This is a genomic window from Thermus sediminis (assembly GCF_003426945.1).
Classification (GTDB): domain Bacteria; phylum Deinococcota; class Deinococci; order Deinococcales; family Thermaceae; genus Thermus; species Thermus sediminis.
In genome coordinates this window covers 1-19,654 of record NZ_QURO01000003.1, presented here as the reverse complement: position 1 = coordinate 19,654, position 19,654 = coordinate 1, and the positions used below count along the sequence as shown (strand labels likewise).

The window sequence follows — 19,654 nt, the reverse complement described above, 5'->3', positions numbered from 1 at the left end:
TCCCGGAACCCCTCCTGCCCAAGGGCCGCCCACCTCAGGCCCGCTTCCTCTTCAAGCCCAACCCCTCCAGGTCAAAAACCTCCTCCAGGGGAACCCAGCCAGGGCCACCACCTCTTCCCTACGCCTCCCCAAGTCTTCCGACAGGAGCTCCAGCACCCCCAGGGTCTCCTCGTAGGGGTTCAGGTCCTCCCGCCCTAGGTTCTCCACCAGGGCCAGGAGGCGGGCCTCTCCCTCCGAGACCTCCAGGACCCGGACCGGGACCTCGGTGAGGCCCGCCATCTGGGCCGCCCGGTACCGCCTCTCCCCGGCCACGATGGCGTACCGCCCGTCCCCCAGGGGGCGCACCAGGAGGGGCTGGAGGACCCCCTTCTCCCGGATGCTCTCGGCGAGGGCCTCGAGGCCCTCAAACCGCCTGCGGGGCTGGGCCTCTGGGACGAGGGCTGAAAGGGGTAGGTGGGATGTGGCGGGGCTTTTTGGCCTCCTCGAGGGCTTTTAGGTGGAGCCAGCTCCTCCCCCTATCCAGCCCAGTCCCACGGGATCCCTCCCCCTCCAGGGCCCCTAGGCCTCCTGCAAGGGGGTTGGCGGTTGCCCCTCCGGCATGTCCCCACCCGCCGCATCCCCCCGGTGTGGGAAGGCCTAGGGGAGACCGCCCCTGCCCAAGGCCTGGTCCTACCCCAAGCCCTCTTCACCCGAGAAGGCCCGGAACCTAGTGGAGCCCCCCTTCGGGAGGGGCCTCTAGCAACGCCCTCCTCACCGCCTCCACCCCCGCCTCTAGGTCCCCGTACCCCACCACCACCACCCTGTACCCAAGCTCCAGCAGGGCCTTCCGCTGGCGCTCGTCGATCCCCGACTGGCGACCCCCCTCGTGGTGAGGCCCGTCCACGTAGACCACGAGGTTGGGGCGGTAGAGGAAGTCCACCACGGTGTGGGCCTCCCCGATCCGATACTGGGCCTCGTCGGGTAGGCGGACGCCCTTGGGCTCCAGGAGGCGGAGGAACTCCCGCTCTAACCGGGACTGGCACCTGGCCAGGAGGGCCTCCATCCGCCCACCCCCCTCTTTGCGCCTGACCCTAGCCCCTCGGAGCTGCCTCAGGTAGGGGAGGGCCAGGTGCCGGTGGAGAAGGGGGGCCAGGCGCTGGTCCCTGTAGGAGAGGAGGCACTCGTGGCAGGCCCGGTGACAGTCGGGCCTCAGGTCCTCCCCCTCTTGGGAGAAGTGGAGCACCCCAAGGGCGGTGCTGGCCACCTGGGCCAAGGCCTCTTCCTCTTCCACCAAGCGCCGAAGGATGCCGAGACCCCCCTCGGCGCTCTCGTAGTAGAGGAGGGTGGAGCCCAGCTCCACGAGGCCCAGCTCCTGCTCCTCCACCTGGAAGTGGACCTCCATCCCCCGCTTGAGGGCCAGGGCCAAGGAGAGGATGGTCTCCCTGGGCTCCCCTTGCAAAAGCTCCCCCAGGTGTAGGAGGAGGGCGTTCTGGGCCACCTGGACCCGGAGGGCTACCCTCCCCATCCCCACCGCACTCCTCGGCTCCTGAGCGCGCCTTCTGGCCTCCTCCCCGTCCAGGAGGTCCCCGGTGTCCAGGTCCACGAAGAAGCCCTCCTCCTTGGACCGCCGAAGGCCGCAGTTGATGTGGTGGATCCGGGCTGAGGGGGCGTAGACCAAGGTAAAGCCACCCTCCTCCAGGTGGGCCACCGCCCGCCGCCTCTCCAGAAGCTCGTAGGCCACCTCCAGGTAGTAGCCTCCCCGGAACCTCTCCTCCTCGTTGGCGGTGATGCGCTCCTGCCGCCGGGTCCTCACCCCCACCAGGTCCAGGACCTGGACGGGCTCGCCCTTCTCGGCCAGGGGAGCGCGGCACCCTGGGCAGACCTCCTTCTCCCGGGAGGACAGGTGCCGGCACGCCTTGCAGATCCAGACCTGGGAGAGGCGGCCCTTGAGCCCCCCAGGAGGGGCGTAGAGGGCCACGGGCCTCCACTTCCCCCCCTCGTGGTAGATCACACCCCCAGGGGCGAACTCCGCAATGGCCACCTCCCTGGGGCGGTGGAGGAACTCCCCCTCTCCCCTAGGGATGAACGCCCGCACGGGAAGGGCCATGAGGTTGTACCCGGGGAGGAACTCCTCCGAGGCCAGGTAGCGGTAAGGGTAGAAGTCCCCCTCCTCCTTGGCCACGTCCCGTTGCAGGAGGAGGTTCAGTTGGCGCTCCGCTTCCCGGCGCATGGCCTCTCCCCTCTCCCTTTCCTCCTTGTGCCTGGACTCCACCAGCCTGTGCCCCCGTTCCCGCATCTCCATGGCCGCCCGGTAGAGGAAGCGCCAGGTGTCGAAGGCCCGGTCAAAGGCCAGGGGAGCCTCATCCACCACCCTCTCCAGCCAGGCCTCCCCAAACCAGCCCGTGCCTGAAAGCCGGTCCCAGTCGTAGGCGAAGATCCGCTTCAGGTGGACCATGAGGCGCGCCCTGGCCTGGGGGGAAAGGGCGATCTGGCGCCCCACCTCCGGGTCGAGGGGGAGGGAGGGGTCCTGGACGTTCACCGTGTCCCCTATGCTCTCCCGGAGGGAGAGGCCTGTGGCAGAGAGCCACTCCGCGTGGATGTGGGCCCGGAGGAGGGACTCGTTGGCCAGCTCGAGGGCGGGAGGGCGCACGCTTCCCCCCACCATCTCCTGGGGCCTGGCGAAGAAGTAGCGGTCGTGGTGGGAGAAGGCCCCGGCGAAGGCCACCACCAGCCCGGGTTGCCCCTGCCTCCCCGCCCGCCCCACCCGCTGGGCGTAGTTGGCGGGGGTGGGGGGCAGGTTCCTGAGGTGCACCACGTCCAGGTCGGCGATGTCCACCCCAAGCTCCAGGGTGGGCGAGGCCACCAGGTAAGGTAGCCTAGGCTCCTCTTCCCCGCGGAAGCGCCGCTCCCTGGCCTCCCGCTCCTCGGGGCGGACCTGGGCCGTGTGCTCCCTCCCCTCCAGGCGGGCCAGGACCTCGGCGCTCTCCCGGTAGAGGCGGGCGAAGTAGGGGTTGGCCTGCTTCTCCCCCCGTCCCCGGAAGCGCAGGGGGTCGTGCCGGGGAGTGCCGTCCCCCAGGCGCCACTCCAGGGCGGACTCGGGGATGCGGTAGAGGCCTGGCTCCACCTCCCGGAGGAGGTCGTGGGCCAGGAGGAGTTCGGTGAAGCCCCGGAGAAACTCGGGGGTGAGGCTCACCCCGAAGCGTTTCTCGAACTCCCGCCCCGCCCGGCTCCTGGGGGAGAAGGAGACCTGCCCTCCCCCCTCGGGGGAAAAGGCGGCCGCCAGAACTGGGATCTCCGTGTACGGGTCGATGGCCCAGAACTCGTCCAGGTGCTCCGCGGTCCGCCTCACCAGGCGCTCAAAGCCCTCCTTTTGGAGGAGGGGGGTCTCCACCGCCAGGCGCCTGCGCAGGTGGTCCAGGAAGAAGCGGACCGCCTCGAGGGCATGCTCCAGGGAGAGGTGGGGGAAGAAGCCCGCCCTCACTCTCTCCAGGAACGCCCGGTCCTCGGCGTAGGGGTAGGCCACCTCCAGGAGGCCCACCTCCTCCAGGTTGGGCTGGGTGACGCGCCACCCCCGCTTGAGGTCGACGTAGAGGCGGTAGCGGAGGAGGTCCTTCATGGCCTCCCGCACCTGGTGCGCGGCCTGGCTCCCCTCGTCCAGCCTCTTGTTGCGGGCGAAGCCCCGCAAGGGGATGGGGAGGGCCTTCAGGACCTCCTGGGCCAGGTCCTCGTAGCCCAGGGCCCCCCTCGCCTCCAGGGCCCGGGCCAGGGCGGCCCGGACCATCACGCTCCGCACGAAGTCGTTGAAGTGCCCCGCCTGGAGGGAGGCGTCCTGGCGGTTGTCGGTGAAGGAGAGGAGCTTGTCCCGCCCCTCCCCCAGGACCTCCCTCGCCTTGCGGAGGAGGGAGAGGGCGAGGACCGTGGTGGCCGAGGTGCGCCCCTCGCTCCCCAGGTAGGTGAGCTTGGTGAACTCCCGCTCCTGGCCGCTCCAGTCCGCCCCGCACCGGAGGCAGAGGCTGAAGGGGGCGGGCTGGTAGTAGAAGAGGGTGGCCTCGGTAGCCCCCTCCTCCCGGACTCTCCCCTCGAGGTCCACCCGGATGGGGCGGGGGGCCCGTTCCCTCCAGGGAGACTTGAGCCTTCCCCTCTGGTCAAACCACCCCTCGGGGAGGTCCCTTTGGGGATCGAAGTCCTCAACAAAGGCTAGGTAGCCCACCTCTCCCTCCTCCACCTCCCCGCCCACCAGGGCCTCGTTTGGGAGGAAGCGGCCGTCCGCCTCCACCACGGCGTAGTAGTCCTGGCCGCAGTTCCGGCAGAGGTAGAGGGGGTAGAGGAGCTTGCCGCTTTCGCTGAAAGGCTCATGGCCGAACTCCCGCACCTCCGGCGCCTCCAGGCTCGCCCGCACCACGGAGGTCTGGGAGATGAACTGGTGGAGCTTGAAGGCGAAGACGGGCCGGCCGTGGTCCTTCAGGCTCGCCCCCACCTGGAGAGCCTCCTCCAGGAGCCCCTTGGCCTCCTCCGGGGGTAGGCCCGCCCGCTTGGCGAGCTCCTCCGCCACCTGGGAGAGGGGCCTGGGGCGTCGCCTCCGGTACCCCCCCTCTTCCCCTTCCAGGCCCAGGGCGTGCTCCACGAAGCGGGCCAGAGGGTGGGAGCGGAAGCCCTCGAGGTCCCGGGGAAGGGGGGTCCTGGCCCCGGCCCGAAGCTCCTCCTCCGAGGGGGGCCCTCCCCGGGTGGCGGGGCGGAGGACCTCCTCCACTACGTCCTCCGGGGGGATGTCCGCGCCGAAGAAGGTGGAGGCAAAGCGGGCCACCGCCTCCCGCCGCTCCTTAGGGGTGGCCCCCTCCCGGGCGATGAGGGTGGCGCTGGTGCCCACGTGGAGGACGGGCCTCTCCCCTATCCGGGCCCTGAGGCGCCGGGCCAGGAGGGCCACGTCCGCCCCCTGCCGGCCCCGGTAGGTGTGGAGCTCGTCGAAGACCAGGAAGAAGGGGGCTTGGGAGGGGGGCGGGGAGACGAGGGCCCGGTCCTCCGGGCGGGTCAGGAGGTACTCCCCCATGACGTAGTTGGTGAGAAGGAGGTGGGGGGGATTCTCCCGGAGGGCCCGCCTCTTGTCCTCGCCGGTCTGGCCCGTGTAGCGGGCGAAGCGGAGGGGGAAGGGGCCGTAGCGCTCCTCGTACCGCCGCTGGAGCTCCTCGAGGGCGTGGAGCTGGGAGTTGACCAGGGCGTTCATGGGGTAGACCACGAGGGCCAGGGGACCCTTCAGGCCAGGATGGCGGACCGCCAGGTCCACGATGGGGATGAAGTAGGCGAAGCTCTTCCCCGAGCCTGTCCCCGAGGTGAGGACGTAGCTCCTCCCCTCCCTGGTCCTCCGGATGGCCTCCACCTGGTGGCGGTAGAGGCGGAAGGGAGACCCATCGGCCCGGCGGAAGATCCGGGCGGTGGTGGGATGGAGGAGGCCCGCCTGGGCCAGCTCGTCCACCGTCTCTCCGGGCTCGTAGGCGGGGGAAAGCTGGACCAGGGGCTCGGGCCAGAGGTGACCCGCCTCCCCCAGGATCCGCTCCTCCACGTAGGCCTTCAGGCGATCGTCAGCCACGTGAACGAAGGAGCGGATGAAGTCCTGGTACTCCGAAACGGCCCTCTTATGGAGGTCAAAGACGCTCATACGGACTAACTCCTATCCCCGATCCCCGCTTCACTCAATCTCCTCACCAGACCGGAAATACTGGCCAGAAAGAGCGTTGTTAGAACCCAGCCGAGGAAGATCTGCAACCAGAAAAAGAGGAGCAACTCCAAAGGGGACTCGGTGGAAAGGGCCCAGTGCCTCTCCTGGTGTAAGTCTATCAGAGGCGGCAGGGCCACATCTAGGCTGTACAAAAGGGGATAGAGCGTCCCAGTTTCCCCGGCCGTAGCAGAGGGGACGAGGTAACCCCTCTCAGAGGCGTAGGTGTAGACGGTCCAACCCATGAGCACCAAGGCGATGAACCAGAGCAGGGCGTAATGGGACCGGTATCCGTAACCCATCGTGACCTTAGCCACCCAGAGCCCAAGGCGCGAGGCTGGGCTGAGCCCTCCTCGTCTGAGGCGCTCGTTTTGCTTGGCTATGAGCACTTTTACCGCCGAACCCTCCTCGCCTTTTCTCCAGTAGGTCTGGGCCAGTTGCGCGTAGGTCTGAGGGCTGAAGACCCTCTGCCGCCCAAGCCATCTGATGCGCTCGTCAACGGTCCAGCCCTTGTCCCCGAGGTTTTCATAGACCGCCCCGGAGATGTCAAAGCTGGGCCAGGCCTCTGGGCTGTCGGCCAAGGTCCCTATGCGGGCGTTTCTCAGGTCGAGCCAGGTATCGTCCCCCTCTGCCCATCTCGCCCCTTCAAGCTTCAGGGTTCCCACAATCTCCGCGCCATAAAGCCTCACGAGACCTTGAACGGAGAAACCTTCGGTGAACCCCACGCTATTCCCTACCCTCATCCCGATCGCCTCTATTGCCTCCCCGTTTGGATTTTCAAACGTTCCACTGAAGGCCACGGAAATCGCCACCCGGGTCGAAACCATTCGCACCTTCCCCTTAGAGTGGAAGGACGTGTCAAACACCACCTGGCTTGCCACGGTAGACCCGCTCAGGTCGAGGGCCGCACTCTCTCTGCGGGGCTCCGGGGCAGAGAAAAGCCCCGAAAGGTTCAGACTGCCCTCAATATGGCCGCCGTCCAGCCTCACGCCTCCTTCGGCAGAGAAGCCATCCCTTACGAGGACATCACGAACCCTGATCCCGGAAGCCGCCAGAGCGGGGTCCCTGGAACTTCGCACCTTCACGCCACGCAGCACCATCTGCCCCGCAAACTCGCTCCCAGCCAGTTGTATCGCTCCATGGCAGATGACTCTCTCCAAGTAGACCGGACCTCCCCCCCTAACGTAGTCGGCCTGCAAGGCTATCCCTGAAGCATCGCAACCCTTTATCTCCACTTCCTTTAGGATAAGTTGTCCTCCGATTTTAGCGGAAAGCAAGGACAGAGGTGCACAGGCCTTTAAATCGTTGAGCTCTAAGTTCCCCCCTACTTGGATGCGAGGGGCGTGCATGGCGTACTCGGTTCCGCTGTGCTTTCTGGGTGAGGGGTTCAAGCTCACCTCTTTACAGCGGAAGTCGCCCTCTATTGTGGCAAAATCCGCAGAAATCACGCCATCTATTCTGCTTTTGAGGAGAGTGAAGTGTCCCTCCACCCTTGCGCCATCCATAAGGAGGTCTTCCAGCCAAACCGATATGAAAGTCAAAAAGCTTGTTTTGGATCCCCTGAAAGAGACTCCAAAACGGAGATCGCACCAATTGAACTCTGCTGGCTTCAGCACCGTGGCGCCCTCCAGGTGCAGGTGTCCTCGCACCTCAATCCCATTCACGCTTATCTTTGGAGACCGGATGTATTGTTGCGCCTCCTCATCGGACAGCAACCAGGCCAGAAGGTCGGCTTGGAAGGGGATATAAGGGCGGGGATAAGGATCTGCAAGGCCTAGGATCCCCCTCGCTTCCAGGTTCATGAGCGACGCCAGCTCATAGGTGGATAAACCAAACCTTTCCAGAGCCAACCGCACCAGTTGCCCGTTCACCCTCGGCATCACCCCCTTTAAGGTCCCCTACTGCAGAGATCCCTCCACGCCTCGAGCACCAGCCTCCTCGTGCGGTACTTCCCGTAGCGCTTCAGGTCCTTGTCCTTGAGCACCCGGAAGGTTTCGCCGGGGAAGGTGCTCTTTTCCACCCGCTTCTGGTAGGCCTCCTCGTCCAGGGGGTCGTCCACCTCCTCATAGTCGGAAAGGATGTCCTTTAGCTCCCCCTCGGTGAGGTCCTTGGGGTCCAGGATGTAGCGGAGTTGCTTGCGGCCTAGGCCATAGAGCCGGGCATAGTAGGCGTCCAGCTCGGCCCGGAGGAGGGCCCTTCGCTCCTCGTCCCAGACGAAGGGCGGGAAGGGGTAGGGGCCTTGGGCCCAGTCCGGGGGCGTGTCCGGGTGGAGCCTGGCCCCCTTCGCCCAGGCCTCTATCGCCCCCCTCAGGTCCGGTTCCGCCCCCTCCCACACGTCCTGGGCCAGGGGGGCCAGGTCCCAGGCGGTGTAGGTGAGCTCCAAGACCCGGGGGACGATGTAAGGGAGATCCCCGGGCCCGTAGGCCGAGGGAGGAAGAAAGGGAAGTTGTTCCAGCACGGGAGCGGTCAGGTCCGTGGAAACCACCTTTTGGCGGGCGGCGTAGTCCAGGACCAACGCATTCAGATTGGCGAGGAAAAGAAGCGCCTGGTGCCCGGGAAAGGGAAGGACCAGGAGGTGCGCCTTGCCCCCGACCGCTGTCCTCGGTAGGGCCGCCGAGATCACCGTGCGCTCATCGGTGGCCCTGGCCACGCTCCTGAAAGCCAGGTACCAGGGGCGGTCCTCTAGGCCAAGGGCCCTCATCCGGGAGCGGAAGACCTCTTGGCGCACCAAATAGCGGGGAACGAGGAGGCGGCTTGGGTCCTTGCGGTCCTCCTCCCCGTGGCGGTGCTCAAAGAGGTGGAAGGTCTTGGCCTCTAGGAAGGTGACATAGCGCTCACCCCCCCACTCCCACACATGCCCCCTACGGGAGCGTTCCGCCCCATCCATGGGGTCTAAGGGATGGATGTGCCTTCCTCGTTCAGAAGTGAAGGGCAGAACAATTCTGATACCCCAACCCTTCCCCAGCTTCCCCCAGGCCCCAGCATAGAGCTTGCGGTTTAGAGCCCTATCTTGAGGCGTTCTGAAGAGGGGCAACGCCCCTGTTTGGGGATTGAAGAAGCGAATCTCTTCCCCCTTGAGGCGAAGGCGGCGGCGGGGGTCCTGGAGGTCGTCCGGCTTCCTCAGGAAGGTGGCCACGAGGAGCTCCTCCCCCTCACCCTCTTTTCCCCCTCCCCCTCTCCCTCTTTTCCTCCCTTCCCATCTCCCCTCCCGCCTCCCTTCCCCAACACGATCAGGGCGAAGCGAAAGCGGCTGTCCACCTGGGGGAAGTACCCGAGGCGGTTTTCAAAGTCCGCCACGAGTCGGATCGCTCCCCTTTGGAGCAGGTGAGCGAACAAGCGCTGGCTTGAGGCATCGGCCACAACGCCCGTGGGGACCAAAAGGCCCACCCTACCTCGGGGACGGCGAAGCCCCCACGCCAACTCCAAGAAGAGCTGGTACGTGTTGGGGCGCCTCCCCGCCGTGCGCTCGAACCTGCCGGAAGCCCGGACAAAGGCAGCCGATGCCTCGTCCAAAAGCCGCCCCCAGGGCGGGTTCCCCAGGACCACGTCAAACCCACCCCTCTCCATAACCTCTGGGAACTCTAGCCACCAGTGGAAAAATCGGTGCCTTCGGGAAAGCTCCCGCGCCAGGGCCTCCACCTCGGGGCCCACCTCCCCACCCCGCAGGACCGTCCACGCGTGTTCCGTGGTGATGAAGGGCCCCTCTCCCTTGAGGGGCTGGAAGAAGGCCGCCGTCCAGAGGTCCGAGGCCAGGTGGAGGCGCCTCAAGGTCTCCCCTTCCCGCAAGCGCTCGTAGAGCCGGGCCTTGGCCCCCACCTGCTCGGCGCTGTCCTCGGGAAGGCGGGCGAACTCCTCCAGGACCTTGGCCCAGTCCTCCTCCTCCTTCCTGAGGGAAAAGTCGGCTTGGTAAAGGTCCTGCATCCCTTTCAGGGCCATCTCGTTGGCCTTCCTGGCCCCCTTGGCCCTCTCCCTCTCGTCCCCGGCCTTGGGCTCGTAGGCCGCCTTGGGAATCCCCCCGGCCAGGACCCCCGGGTGGAAGACCCCCACCAGGCTGTTCCCCACCTTCACCCGGTGGTCCAGGAAGGCGAGGGGCTTGCCGGGGACGTGGGCCTCCATCCAGAGGGCCACCCGGCAGAGCTCCACCGCCAGGGGGTTCAGGTCCACGGCGTAGAGGCAGTTCCGCACCACGTCCCGCACCGCCTGGCGGTAGGCCTCGGAGGAGGGCTCCTCCTCCCCGGTGCGGATCTGGGCGAGCCGCCTGCCGAGCCTCCTGGCGGCCCCTAGGAGGAAGTGGCCGCTCCCCGAGGCGGGGTCCAGGACCTTGAGGGAGAGGAGGGCCTCCTCCTGGGCCTCCGGGTCCTCCCCGGCCTCCTTGAGCCTCGCCTCCACCACCGGGTCCAGGGCCTCCCCCAGGACCAGGGCCACCAGCCCGTCAGGGGTGTAGTAGCTCCCCGTCTTCTTGCGCTCCATGCCCCTGGAGAACTCCAGGGCCCACCCCTCTCCCTTCCAGACCACCTGGGGGGCGTTGTCCAGGAGGCTTTCGTAGACGGAGCCCAGCTCCTCCACGTCCAGGGCGGCGTAGTTCACCCGCTTGAGGGCCTTCTCCTCCGGGTCGTCCACGAAGGCCAGGCGGCGGAGGGCGGAGAGGAGGTAGCGGTTTTCCACGGCGAAGGGGTGCTTCTCCAGGCGAAGGGGGGTCCCGAAGAGGCCCCCGTTCAGGACCTCGAGGCCCAAGGCCCGGGCGGCGGGCCCTCCTCCCACCGTCAACTTGGGGTTCCTCAGGAGTTCGAAGAGGGTCTTGAGGCCGAGCCAGAGGTCGGGGTCCTCGGTGTAGGCCTCCCGCCTCTCCGAGAGGCGGAGGAGGCGGTGGAGGGAGAAGCCCTTTTGGTAGAGCCCGTTCCCCCCCAGGACCCCCCGGGCCTCGGCCACCAGGAGGAAGAGGAGGCGGTAGGTGAGGCGGAGGAGGTCCTCGTAGAGGGCCTTGGGGTCCCCCTTGAGCTCCTCCCCCGAGGGCCCCCGGAGGAAGCCCGTGCCCAGCTCCTGGAGGCACGCCTCCACCGCATCCCGAAGGCGCTCCCTGGCCCTCTCCCCCTGCTCCACGGCCATCTGGTGGTAGCGCTCCACGGGGGCCTCGTGGGCCGTGGCCGCCTCCTTGGGCAGGCGGGAGCGGTGGAGGAGGCGAAAGACCAGGGCGAAGTCCCCGAAGCGGTCCTCCTCCATGAGGGCCTCCAGATCCACCTCCAGGTAGGCCTGGCGCCGGACAAAGGGGGTCTTGCGGAGGAGGCGGAGGACCCTTCCGTTGGTCACCAGGCCCCAGAGGGCCTCGGAGGCGTTCAGGTAGTCCTGGAGGAGGCCGTGGGGGGAGCGGCCCCCCGCCCCGCCCGCCCCAGGTCCTGGCCCCAGGGCACCACGTGCACGGGGGGAGCCTCGAGGCCCTCGTCCGCCCGGTAGAGGATGGGGTAGGACCTGCCCCCCGCCTGGGCGGGGCCCCGGTAGTTCAGGCGGTAGCCCAGCAGGGTGAGGAAGGGGCGCACCCAGCGCTCCCGGGTGACCTCCCCCTCCCTCTCGGTGCCCAGGACCCCCTCCAGGCGCTCCCTGAAGAGGCGCCAGAGGGCCTTGGCCTCCCGGTAGGCCAGGGCCATCTCCTCCTGGAGGGAACCCCGGGGGAGGCCGAAGTCCTTGGGGGACTGGAAGGGCGCTTCTCCCCTCTCCAGGAGGGCCAGGAACCCGGGGCCGAAGAGGCCGCCCTCGAGGCGGAGGGCCCCATGCCGCCCGGGGCTCTGGATGGCCTCCTCGTAGGCTTCGCGGAGTTCACGGGGAAGCATTCCCTTAGCCATGCACGCCTCCTACACTTGCGGAACCAGGACCAACACCCCTAGCAGGTCCGGGGGTGGGACGGGTTCCACCGCCAGGTCCCCCACCCGCTCCCTGGCCGCCCGCCTCAGGGCCCGGTGGGCCTCCCGGATCGCCTCGGCCCGCCTCCACAGGTAGCCCTCCACCTCTCCCCTCGCCTCCTCGTACCGCTTCAGGGCCAGGGCGAGGAGCTCCTGGGCCTCCTCGGCAAAGACGTTGCCCGCCGCTTCCAGCTCCACAAGTGCCCGAACTTCCTCCCGGGGGAGAAGGCCCTCTGGCCCCAAGCCCAGGAGGTCCACCTCCTCCCCGAGGACCTCGCCCCCCCGCTCCTTGAGGAGGAAGCGGGACCTGAGGAGGAAGAGGTAGTGGGCCCGTCCGATGCCCGCCACCCGCCTCGCTGCGTAGCGCCCCCGCTTCCCCTGGAGGGCCTCCTCCAGAAAGTGGCGGGCCAGGGCCACCACCAGGGGATGGGTGCGCCCGGCGAAGGCGGCCCCCTCGGGGGGCGGGTCCGTGAAGGCCAGGAGGAGGGAGCGCTCCCTGCCCCGGGCATCGGGGAAGAGGGCCCGGAGGGACTCGGGAAGGGAGGAGGAGGGGCGCACCTCGTAGGCCCCGCCCCGCTCCCTCACCTCGAGGCCCAAAAGCTTCGCCCCCAGGAGGACGAACTCCCCCACCTCCCCGGGGCTTCCCAGGACGGCGTCGGTCTCCTCCAGGGCCCCCAGGGCCTCCTCCGGGCGGAGGGCCCGCTGGGCGAAGCGGGTGCGGCTCTCCCGCTCCCGCTCCACATCCCGCCCCCAGCGCTCCTCCAGGAGGTCCGCCTCGGCGAAGAGGAGGGGCTGGGCCCCCTCGTAGAAGAGGCTCCGCACCATCCGGTCCACCACGTACCGCTCCTCCTCGGGCACGGGGACGTGGACCCCAAGGGCCTTGCGGATCTCCTCCGCCTTCTTCAAGAGGACCTCCACCACCTTCTCGTCCACGGGGTTGTCCAGGCCCCGGTAGCGGACAGCCACCACCCTCCGCGCCCGCTGGCCGTAGCGGTCCACCCGCCCCTCCCGCTGCTCCAGGCGGTTGGGGTTCCAGGGGAGGTCGTAGTGGACCACGGCGGTGAAGCCCCGCTGCAGGTTCACCCCCTCGGAGACGCAGTCCGTGGCCACCAGGACCCGGGGGGACTCCTCCATGAGGGCCTCCACCGCCTCCCTTCTGGCCTCCCCGTCCATCCGCCCGGTGACCACGGCCACGTGGGCCTCGGGGAAGCGGCCCCGCACCGCCTCCCCCACGTACTCCGCTGTGTCCACGAAGTGGCACCAGACCACGGGGTGGTGCCCCTCCCGCAGGAGGCCCTCCAGAATCCGGAGGAGGCCCTGGAGCTTCCCGTCCCTCTCGGGGGTGATGGCCTCCACCAGGCGCCTGAGCCCGGAGAGGCGCCTCCTGCCCGCCCCCTCCATCCCCCCCGTGGCCTCCGCGAGGTGGAGCAGGGGCTGGGGCACCTCGTCCATGGGCTCCCCCTCCGCCGGTTCCGCCACCAGGGGGGCGAGCTCCAGGAGGGCCTCCTCTTCCTCCAGGGGGGCGCCCCGGCGCTCCAGGGAGGCCCTGGCGCCCCTGGGACTGGACATCACCGCCCGCAGGAGGGTGAGGGCCGCCCACCAGCGCATCCTCCGCCGGCCCTCGGCCAGGCCCTCGCTCCGCCGCACCACCTCCCGGGCGTAGGCGTAGGCGGCCTCGTAGAGGGCCCGGTACTCGGGGGAGAGGCGGTAGCCCTCGTAGCGCACCTCCCGCTCCGGGAAGAGGGCGGCCCCCTCCCAGGTGGCGGCGATGTCCTTGCGGGTGCGCTGGACGAAGTGCCTCGCCAGGCGGATCCGCTTGGCCTCGTCCAAGCGGGCCAGGTCCCAGGCGGCGAACTCGGGGGAGAGGAGGCCGAGGAGGCGGCCGAAGGCCTCGGGCAGGCCGCTGTGGGGCGTGGCGGTGAGGAGGAGGAGGTGGCGGCTAGGGTCCTGGGCCAGGGCCCAGACCAGCTCGTACCGCTTCTGCAGGGCCTGGCTTGGCCCGCCCACGGCCCCGTGGGCCTCGTCCACGATGACCAGGTCGGGGGCCCCCTCCAGGAAGAGGGGGCGGTGGCGGTCGTGCTTCAGGAAGTCGATGCTGGCCACCATGGCCTGGAGGCCCCCGTAGAGGTTCCCCCCCGAGGCAAGCCCCCGCTCCAGGCGGGCGAGGCTCCCCGCCGAGACCACCACGGGCTCCAGGGCGAACTTCTCCCGGAGCTCCTCCGCCCACTGGTCCAGGAGGTGCGGGGGGGCCAGGACGGCCAGCCTCCTGGCCAGCTTCCGGTCCAGGAGCTCCCGGGCCACGAGGCCCGCCTCCACGGTCTTCCCCACGCCCACGTCGTCGGCGATGAGGAGGCGGACGGGGTCCAGGCGGAGGGCCATGAGGAGGGGGACGAGCTGGTAGGGCCGGGGCCGCACCCCCACCCGGGCGAGGCCCCGGAGGGGGGCCGTCCCATCCCGGAGGAGGAGCCTCGCCCCCTGGAGGAAGAGGCGGAGCTCCTGGGGGGAGGCCAGGGGCGAAGGGGCGGAGAGGGGAAGGCGGCGGGGGAGAGCCCCTCGTGGGGTAGGACCTCCCCCAGGGCCTCCAGGAGGTCCAGGTGCACGGGGAGGAGGTCCCCGTCCCCACCCCCCAGGGGCCGGAGGAAGAGGAGGGGGCCCTCCCGGTCGGCGAGGATCCAGGACCGGTCCCGATAGGTGAGGAGGGAGCCCAGCCTGAACTCCACGGCCCACCCCTACTCCAGGAGCCTGCGGAGGGCCTCGAGGTGGCGCTCCACCTCCTCCCGCTTCCCCGGGGGGAGGGCCTCGAGGTCCAGCCGGAGGAGCCTCTGGGCCACCTCCTTGTGCCAGGGGGGAGGGGCCTTCTCCCGCCTCAGGGCCTCCCGCACCCGGGCCTTGAGCTCCCTCAGGGAAAGCCCCACCTTGGCCTCCTGCAGGAGCCCCCGCCTCAGGACCCCATCCTTCACCCTTTTGAGCTCCAGGGCGGCGGTGTAGGGGATGGCCCCCGCCTCTAGGGCCTCCCTCAGGTCCCCAGGGAGCCCTAGGAGGGGGAGGCGGTTTTGCACGAAGGACTCCCATCCCATACGCCCCAGGGCCCGGAAGACCTCCTCCACCCTCTGGGCCTCGGGGCTACCCATAACGTTATGGGTAACCCTCCCCCTCCTCTCGTTCCACATCCGATGGAGGAGGGCCACCACCTCTTCCCTACGCCTCCCCAAGTCTTCCGACAGGAGCTCCAGCACCCCCAGGGTCTCCTCGTAGGGGTTCAGGTCCTCCCGCCCTAGGTTCTCCACCAGGGCCAGGAGGCGGGCCTCTCCCTCCGAGACCTCCAGGACCCGGACCGGGACCTCGGTGAGGCCCGCCATCTGGGCCGCCCGGTACCGCCTCTCCCCGGCCACGATGGCGTACCGCCCGTCCCCCAGGGGGCGCACCAGGAGGGGCTGGAGGACCCCCTTCTCCCGGATGCTCTCGGCGAGGGCCTCGAGGCCCTCAAACCGCCTGCGGGGCTGGGCCTCTGGGACGAGGGCTGAAAGGGGCAGGTGGGATGTGGCGGGGCTTTTGGCCTCCTCTACCAGGCCCTTCAGGTAGGCGCGGATGGCGCTCACGCCACCACCTCCTCAAAGCGGAACACCCTCTTGAGCAGGAAGTCCGCCAGTTGGGCCACCTCCTCGGCGGCCTCCCGATCCCCGGTGAGCTGGATGGGTACCTGCCCTTCGGTAGCCCTTCGGTGAGGGCCAGGGCGGTAGGCTACGCGCGGGGCCACGGGCGCGATGTCCTCCAACTCCCCGAGGGCCTGGAGGATGCGGTTGTCCCCCTGGGTCCTGGCATCGTACTTGGTGGGGATGAAGGCCGCGATGATGTGGCTTCTGCCCGCCACCCCTTCGGGATCCACCTTCCGGAGGGCTTCCCGGTACTCCTTGGCCACCTGGACCACCGCTCCTAGGGCCTGGATGCCCTTAGCGCCGGTTTCCACGGGAACCAGTAGGCCATCCCCCGCCAAGGCGGCCATCACCGCCAGGGAACCCAGGGAGGGAAGGGAGTCCACCAGCACCAGGTCGTACTCCCCCTCTACCCTTTCCAGGGCCGTGCGCAGGGCCAGGGCTCCCAGAGGCTTCCGGTCTAGTTCCAGCTCCCCCACGGCCAGGTTCACCGAGGCGGGGATCAGGAAGAGGTTCCGGCCCACCTGCCTGGGGCGGGGAAGGAGGTCCTGGCGGATGACCTTGAGGAGGGTCTCCTCCTCCGCCACGGAGCTGGGGTCCACCCCCAACCAGGCGGTGAGGTTGGCCTGGGGGTCGGCGTCCACCAGGAGCACCCGGTACCCCCTCGAGGCCAGCTCAAACCCCAGGTCGCGGGCCAGGGAGGTCTTTCCCGCCCCCCCAGCGTGGGTGAAGAAGGTGTGGGTCTGGGTGCCCTGCTCGGGCCCGTCCACCACCTCGGGGATGTACCAGTAGTGGCCCAGGCGAACGGCCTCCACCCGGCCCTCCCTAATCCACTTCCGCGCTAGACTCTCCGACATGCCCTCCTTGCGGGCCCACTCCAGGAGGGGGATCAGCCTTTCCCTGCGCATGGTAGAAGCCTACCGGATAGGTGCGCCCAAGCGCAAGACGTCGTATGGAACCACGCTTTGCCCGCACCCCTCCCTGGGCCTGCGACGGGACCCCGCGGAGGGCTCGAGGGGGAAAACGGAATATGCGCCGAGCCCAGTCCTGACCTCAGTTAACCCGAGCCGCTGGGTCCCTCCCCCGGTGTCCTCTCTGTTGATGGGGAGAAGATTTTCACTTAGGAGAATTGTGGATAACCGTAGCTACGGATGACCGGATGCTCAGCTTTTAAGGAATGAATCCGCGTTCCTGATGACCATTTTTAATCATCAAAAAACCACATTCTTTTGACGACTTATTTGATCATCAACAGGGCGGAGGCCATTTGCGATGAGGAAGGCTTTTCCGGGGCGCGAACTCCCCAAGTCTTCCGATAAAAGGGCCCCTTTCTCCCCAAGTCTTCCGATACCAGCTCCCCAAGTCTTCCGATAGGGGAGGGTGCCAACTCCCCAAGTCTTCCGATAGCAATTCCCCAAGTCTTCCGATACCAGGACCGGCCAACTCCCCAAGTCTTCCGATACCAACTCCCCAAGTCTTCCGATAGTTCACCTATAGGGGATGAATGGGCTTCTGGAGGGAAAAATTCCCCTTTCGCCCTCCCGGGCACCCCAAGTCTTCCGATACCCAGGTCCCCTCAGTCGGGAAGACCTTTGCGGAATTTATCCAGCCAATCATCCAGCTTGTTGGCCGCAAGGGCCTCCTTGAGCTCCTCCACCAGCCGCCTCGGCTCCACCGCTCCCGTCTCCATGAGCCGGGCCAGGTCCTCCAGCTCTCCCACGCTCACCCGGGAGCGGAGGACGAGGTTGGCCACCTGCAACGCCCGCCGTATCTGGGCCTCGAGGGGCATGGCGGCCCACTCCTGGGCGGCCTCCTCCTCCAGCCGCCGCGCCTCCTCCTCCTCCTGCGCCGCTTGCTTCCGGGGTGGGCGCTTGGTGCGGAGGGGCCTCTCGTACTTGCCCGTGTCATCCCGGATCACATCCACGAGGAAGCCCAGGCGGTTCTTGGGCCGGTAGCCCTCCTCCAGGATCGCCCGGTAGCGGTCCAGACGCTCCCGGATGTGGGCCAGGGGGTACCGCCGGGCCAGGGAGTAGGCGGAGGTAAAGGAGAGGCCCTCCGCCACCAGGAGGTTCACCGCCTCGGCGTCGGGGATCCCCCCGGCCTCCTCGCCGAAGACGTAGACGATGGCCTGGTGCTGGCCGCGACCCACGTACTCCACGGATCGCAGGTACCGCCTTTCCAGGAGTTCCCGGTGGGCGGGCTCCAGGGTGCGGCGCACCTTGTCGGGGCGCTTGTGGACGATCTTGCAGGCCGCCGCCCACTCCATGAGCCTCACCTCGAGGCGGTCCAGGGGCTCCTGGTGTTCAGGCGACAGGCGCTGGGCGTCCAGGAGCCGGTAAAGGGCCCGGCTCAGGGGCCGCTTGAGGCTCGCCATGAACTCGATGTCTATGGGCTTGGTGTACCGGTTCTGGAGGGACCGCACGATCTCCTTGGCCAGGGTGATCCGGATCACGCTGGAGCGGTCCAGCCTCCCCTCCCGGCTACTGGTGAACTCCAGCTTGTCGACGTAGCGGAAGGTCACGCTTTGCCAGCGCCCGTCCGCCCGCCAGGCCTCGGAGAGAACGTAGGTGGCCGTGGTGAGACGGAGAAGGCTCTCCTTGAGGGCCCGGTAGTAGTAGCCCGAGGTGTCAAAGCCCATGAGCTTCAGGATCTGGTAGGCGGTGGTGGTGAAGGTGCCGTCGGGGGGGCTTCCGGCGTTTAGGTAAAGGGCGATGAGGGCCAGGGAGACCTCGTTGTCCAGGCCGTGGGGGACGCCCCCCACGCTGGGGCTGGCGTAGCAAGCCAGCTTCACCGGTTTGCCCAGGACCTCGAACTCCTCCTCCCAGGAGGCATAGCCCTCGGGAATCCTCTCCTGGATGGAGATCAGCCCCAGCCGCGCCGCATTGGCCTCGTCGAACTGGCGGGGCTCCTTGAGGTCCAGGAGGGGAGGGGTGTCCTTGCTTCGCCTTCGGGCCATCCGGAAGGCATTCTAACCCAAAGGGAGAGGCCTGGTCCGATTGGGGAGCTTGAAGCCTTGGGCCTCCAGGGTCTTCAGCGGGTCGGCGAGGTACGGGCTACGCCCGTGACCTACCCAGATGTGGGTAGCCACCAGGTTAGCTCCGAAGGGGCTATCTTGCGGGTTTCTGCGCCAAGATGGTAAAGGGGGTGCTCCCGGTGGGAGTTCATAGCATCTCCCTTTTTCACATCCAGGTGCTCCAGATCAAGTAGCACACGAAGGGATGTGATGGGTTACGGAACGGTCCCACTCCAGTGAAACCTCCCTTGTACGCCTTCTTCCACCTCACCTCGCCCAAGACCCAGGCCGTCCCCCGGGGCGTTCCCAAGCCCCCTTCCCCTCCCCCTGGTCTCTGGACCGCTAAGCCTTCCCTCACCTGGACCCTCGGCTTCCCGAAGGCCCTTTGGAAGAGACCTTCTCGGGATCTGGAGGACCTTTTGGCGCAAGAGGACTACTTCTGAACGCCCCCGGCATGGCCCAGCTAAAGGGGCGGGTGCTTGCGCCCCCGGCAGGGGCCAAGCGGCGGAGCGGGGACCATGGTTTGGGCGAGGCCCGGGGGCGGCGTAGGACCCAATGAGGATCCCCTTACTTTCCCCTATCAAGGGGGGTCGATTTCCATATCTGGGGGGTTTACTTAAGGCCGAAGAAGGCCTCCAGAGCATTCCAAGCTTGCCTAACGTGGTGGCGCATTGCGTTCTCCGCCCCTTCGGGGTCTTTAGTTCGGATGTGCTCTAGAATGAATCCGTGCTCCACTAAGGACGCGGGGAGGCGCCCCGGAAGCGCGGCTGTGGTGCTTATTAGAAGGCGAACCAGGCCGTTGAGATTCTCCGCCGCTTGGCGCAGGCGTTCGTTTCCGGATGCTTCCCAGAGCGTGCGGTGAAACGCCAGGTCTAGGTCGCCATAGGCCTCGAGATCCCCCCGCCCAGCGGCTTCTTCCTGGGTCCTCAGAAGAGCCTCTAGGCGCTCGCCCAGGGTCCTCTCCCCCCGAAGGGCGGCCAGGCGTGCGGCCAAGCCCTCCAAGGCTTCTCGCAGCTCATAGATCTCCCGCACATCCCGGGGGCTTGGGGCGGGCACCTGGTAGCCCTTATGGGGCATCGCCTGAACGAGTCCCTCGCGGGCCAGGGCCGCCAAGGCCTCCTTGATGGGGGTGGGGGAGAGGCCCAGGGCCTCCGCCAATTCCCGGACCACAAGGCGGGTCCCCGGGGGGTACTGGCGGGCCAGGATCGCCCTGCGCAAGGCGCGATAGGCCTGGGTGGACAGGGTATCGCGCTGGATGGTGGCTTTGGGTTCCATTTGGTTCCCACTTTAAGGGGTGGGGCTTGACAGGTCAAGATTTGAGATTTAAAATCCCAAAGCAAGGAGGCCCAATGCGCAAGGCGGCAGCCCACAAACGGGAGGACCATGTGGCCGTGGCCGTGGCGGA

At 68.0% G+C, this 19,654-nt stretch carries 10 protein-coding genes and 1 pseudogene; all 11 read right to left on the bottom strand.

Annotation, left to right across the window (positions count from 1 at the left end; all coding sequences use genetic code 11):
* Nucleotides 1–99: 99 nt before the first annotated feature.
* Nucleotides 100–459: pseudogene (locus tag ATI37_RS00380) on the bottom strand (ParB/RepB/Spo0J family partition protein); the annotation flags it as partial.
* Nucleotides 460–706: 247 nt separating this feature from the next.
* Nucleotides 707–5,632, bottom strand: coding sequence for a DEAD/DEAH box helicase (locus ATI37_RS12325; RefSeq protein ID WP_117236619.1), 4,926 nt, complete (start codon nucleotides 5,630–5,632; stop codon nucleotides 707–709).
* A gap of 5 nt (nucleotides 5,633–5,637) precedes the next feature.
* Complete coding sequence (locus tag ATI37_RS00370) at nucleotides 5,638–7,569, bottom strand: hypothetical protein (protein ID WP_117236618.1); 1,932 nt, start codon at nucleotides 7,567–7,569, stop codon at nucleotides 5,638–5,640.
* A gap of 8 nt (nucleotides 7,570–7,577) precedes the next feature.
* Nucleotides 7,578–8,543 carry a hypothetical protein gene (locus tag ATI37_RS11625; RefSeq protein WP_198665468.1) on the bottom strand — a complete coding sequence of 322 codons (966 nt, stop codon included), beginning with the start codon at nucleotides 8,541–8,543 and terminating at the stop codon, nucleotides 7,578–7,580.
* Nucleotides 8,544–8,809: 266 nt separating this feature from the next.
* Nucleotides 8,810–10,996 (bottom strand): Eco57I restriction-modification methylase domain-containing protein, encoded by a 2,187-nt coding sequence (locus ATI37_RS00360; RefSeq protein ID WP_117236617.1) that lies wholly within the window; start codon nucleotides 10,994–10,996, stop codon nucleotides 8,810–8,812.
* 26 nt (nucleotides 10,997–11,022) lie between these two features.
* On the bottom strand, nucleotides 11,023–11,526 hold the full coding sequence (locus ATI37_RS00355; protein ID WP_157969063.1) for a hypothetical protein: 504 nt from the start codon (nucleotides 11,524–11,526) through the stop codon (nucleotides 11,023–11,025).
* 9 nt (nucleotides 11,527–11,535) lie between these two features.
* Nucleotides 11,536–13,998, bottom strand: coding sequence for a helicase-related protein (locus ATI37_RS00350; RefSeq protein ID WP_157969062.1), 2,463 nt, complete (start codon nucleotides 13,996–13,998; stop codon nucleotides 11,536–11,538).
* Nucleotides 13,999–14,312: 314 nt separating this feature from the next.
* On the bottom strand, nucleotides 14,313–15,182 hold the full coding sequence (locus ATI37_RS00345) for a ParB/RepB/Spo0J family partition protein (RefSeq protein ID WP_117236614.1): 870 nt from the start codon (nucleotides 15,180–15,182) through the stop codon (nucleotides 14,313–14,315).
* A complete protein-coding gene (locus ATI37_RS00340; protein ID WP_117236613.1) occupies nucleotides 15,179–16,144 on the bottom strand; it encodes a ParA family protein in 966 nt (321 codons plus the stop codon). Before ATI37_RS00340 ends, ATI37_RS00345 begins: the two co-directional genes overlap by 4 nt.
* 668 nt (nucleotides 16,145–16,812) lie before the next feature.
* Nucleotides 16,813–18,192: a replication initiator protein A gene (locus tag ATI37_RS00335; protein ID WP_117236612.1), complete on the bottom strand. Its 1,380-nt coding sequence runs from the start codon at nucleotides 18,190–18,192 to the stop codon at nucleotides 16,813–16,815.
* A gap of 669 nt (nucleotides 18,193–18,861) precedes the next feature.
* Nucleotides 18,862–19,524, bottom strand: a complete 663-nt coding sequence (locus ATI37_RS00325) for a GntR family transcriptional regulator (RefSeq protein WP_117236610.1) — start codon at nucleotides 19,522–19,524, stop codon at nucleotides 18,862–18,864.
* Between the last annotated feature and the right edge of the window lie 130 nt (nucleotides 19,525–19,654).

Bases quoted from the DNA above. Each gene is read 5' to 3' on its own strand.
- ATI37_RS12325 (WP_117236619.1), bottom strand. From the start codon at position 5,632: ATGAGCGTCTTTGACCTCCATAAGAGGGCCGTTTCGGAGTACCAGGAC.
- ATI37_RS00370 (WP_117236618.1), bottom strand. From the start codon at position 7,569: ATGCCGAGGGTGAACGGGCAACTGGTGCGGTTGGCTCTGGAAAGGTTT.
- ATI37_RS00355 (WP_157969063.1), bottom strand. From the start codon at position 11,526: ATGGCTAAGGGAATGCTTCCCCGTGAACTCCGCGAAGCCTACGAGGAG.
- ATI37_RS00340 (WP_117236613.1), bottom strand. From the start codon at position 16,144: ATGCGCAGGGAAAGGCTGATCCCCCTCCTGGAGTGGGCCCGCAAGGAG.
- ATI37_RS00335 (WP_117236612.1), bottom strand. From the start codon at position 18,192: ATGGCCCGAAGGCGAAGCAAGGACACCCCTCCCCTCCTGGACCTCAAG.
- ATI37_RS00325 (WP_117236610.1), bottom strand. From the start codon at position 19,524: ATGGAACCCAAAGCCACCATCCAGCGCGATACCCTGTCCACCCAGGCC.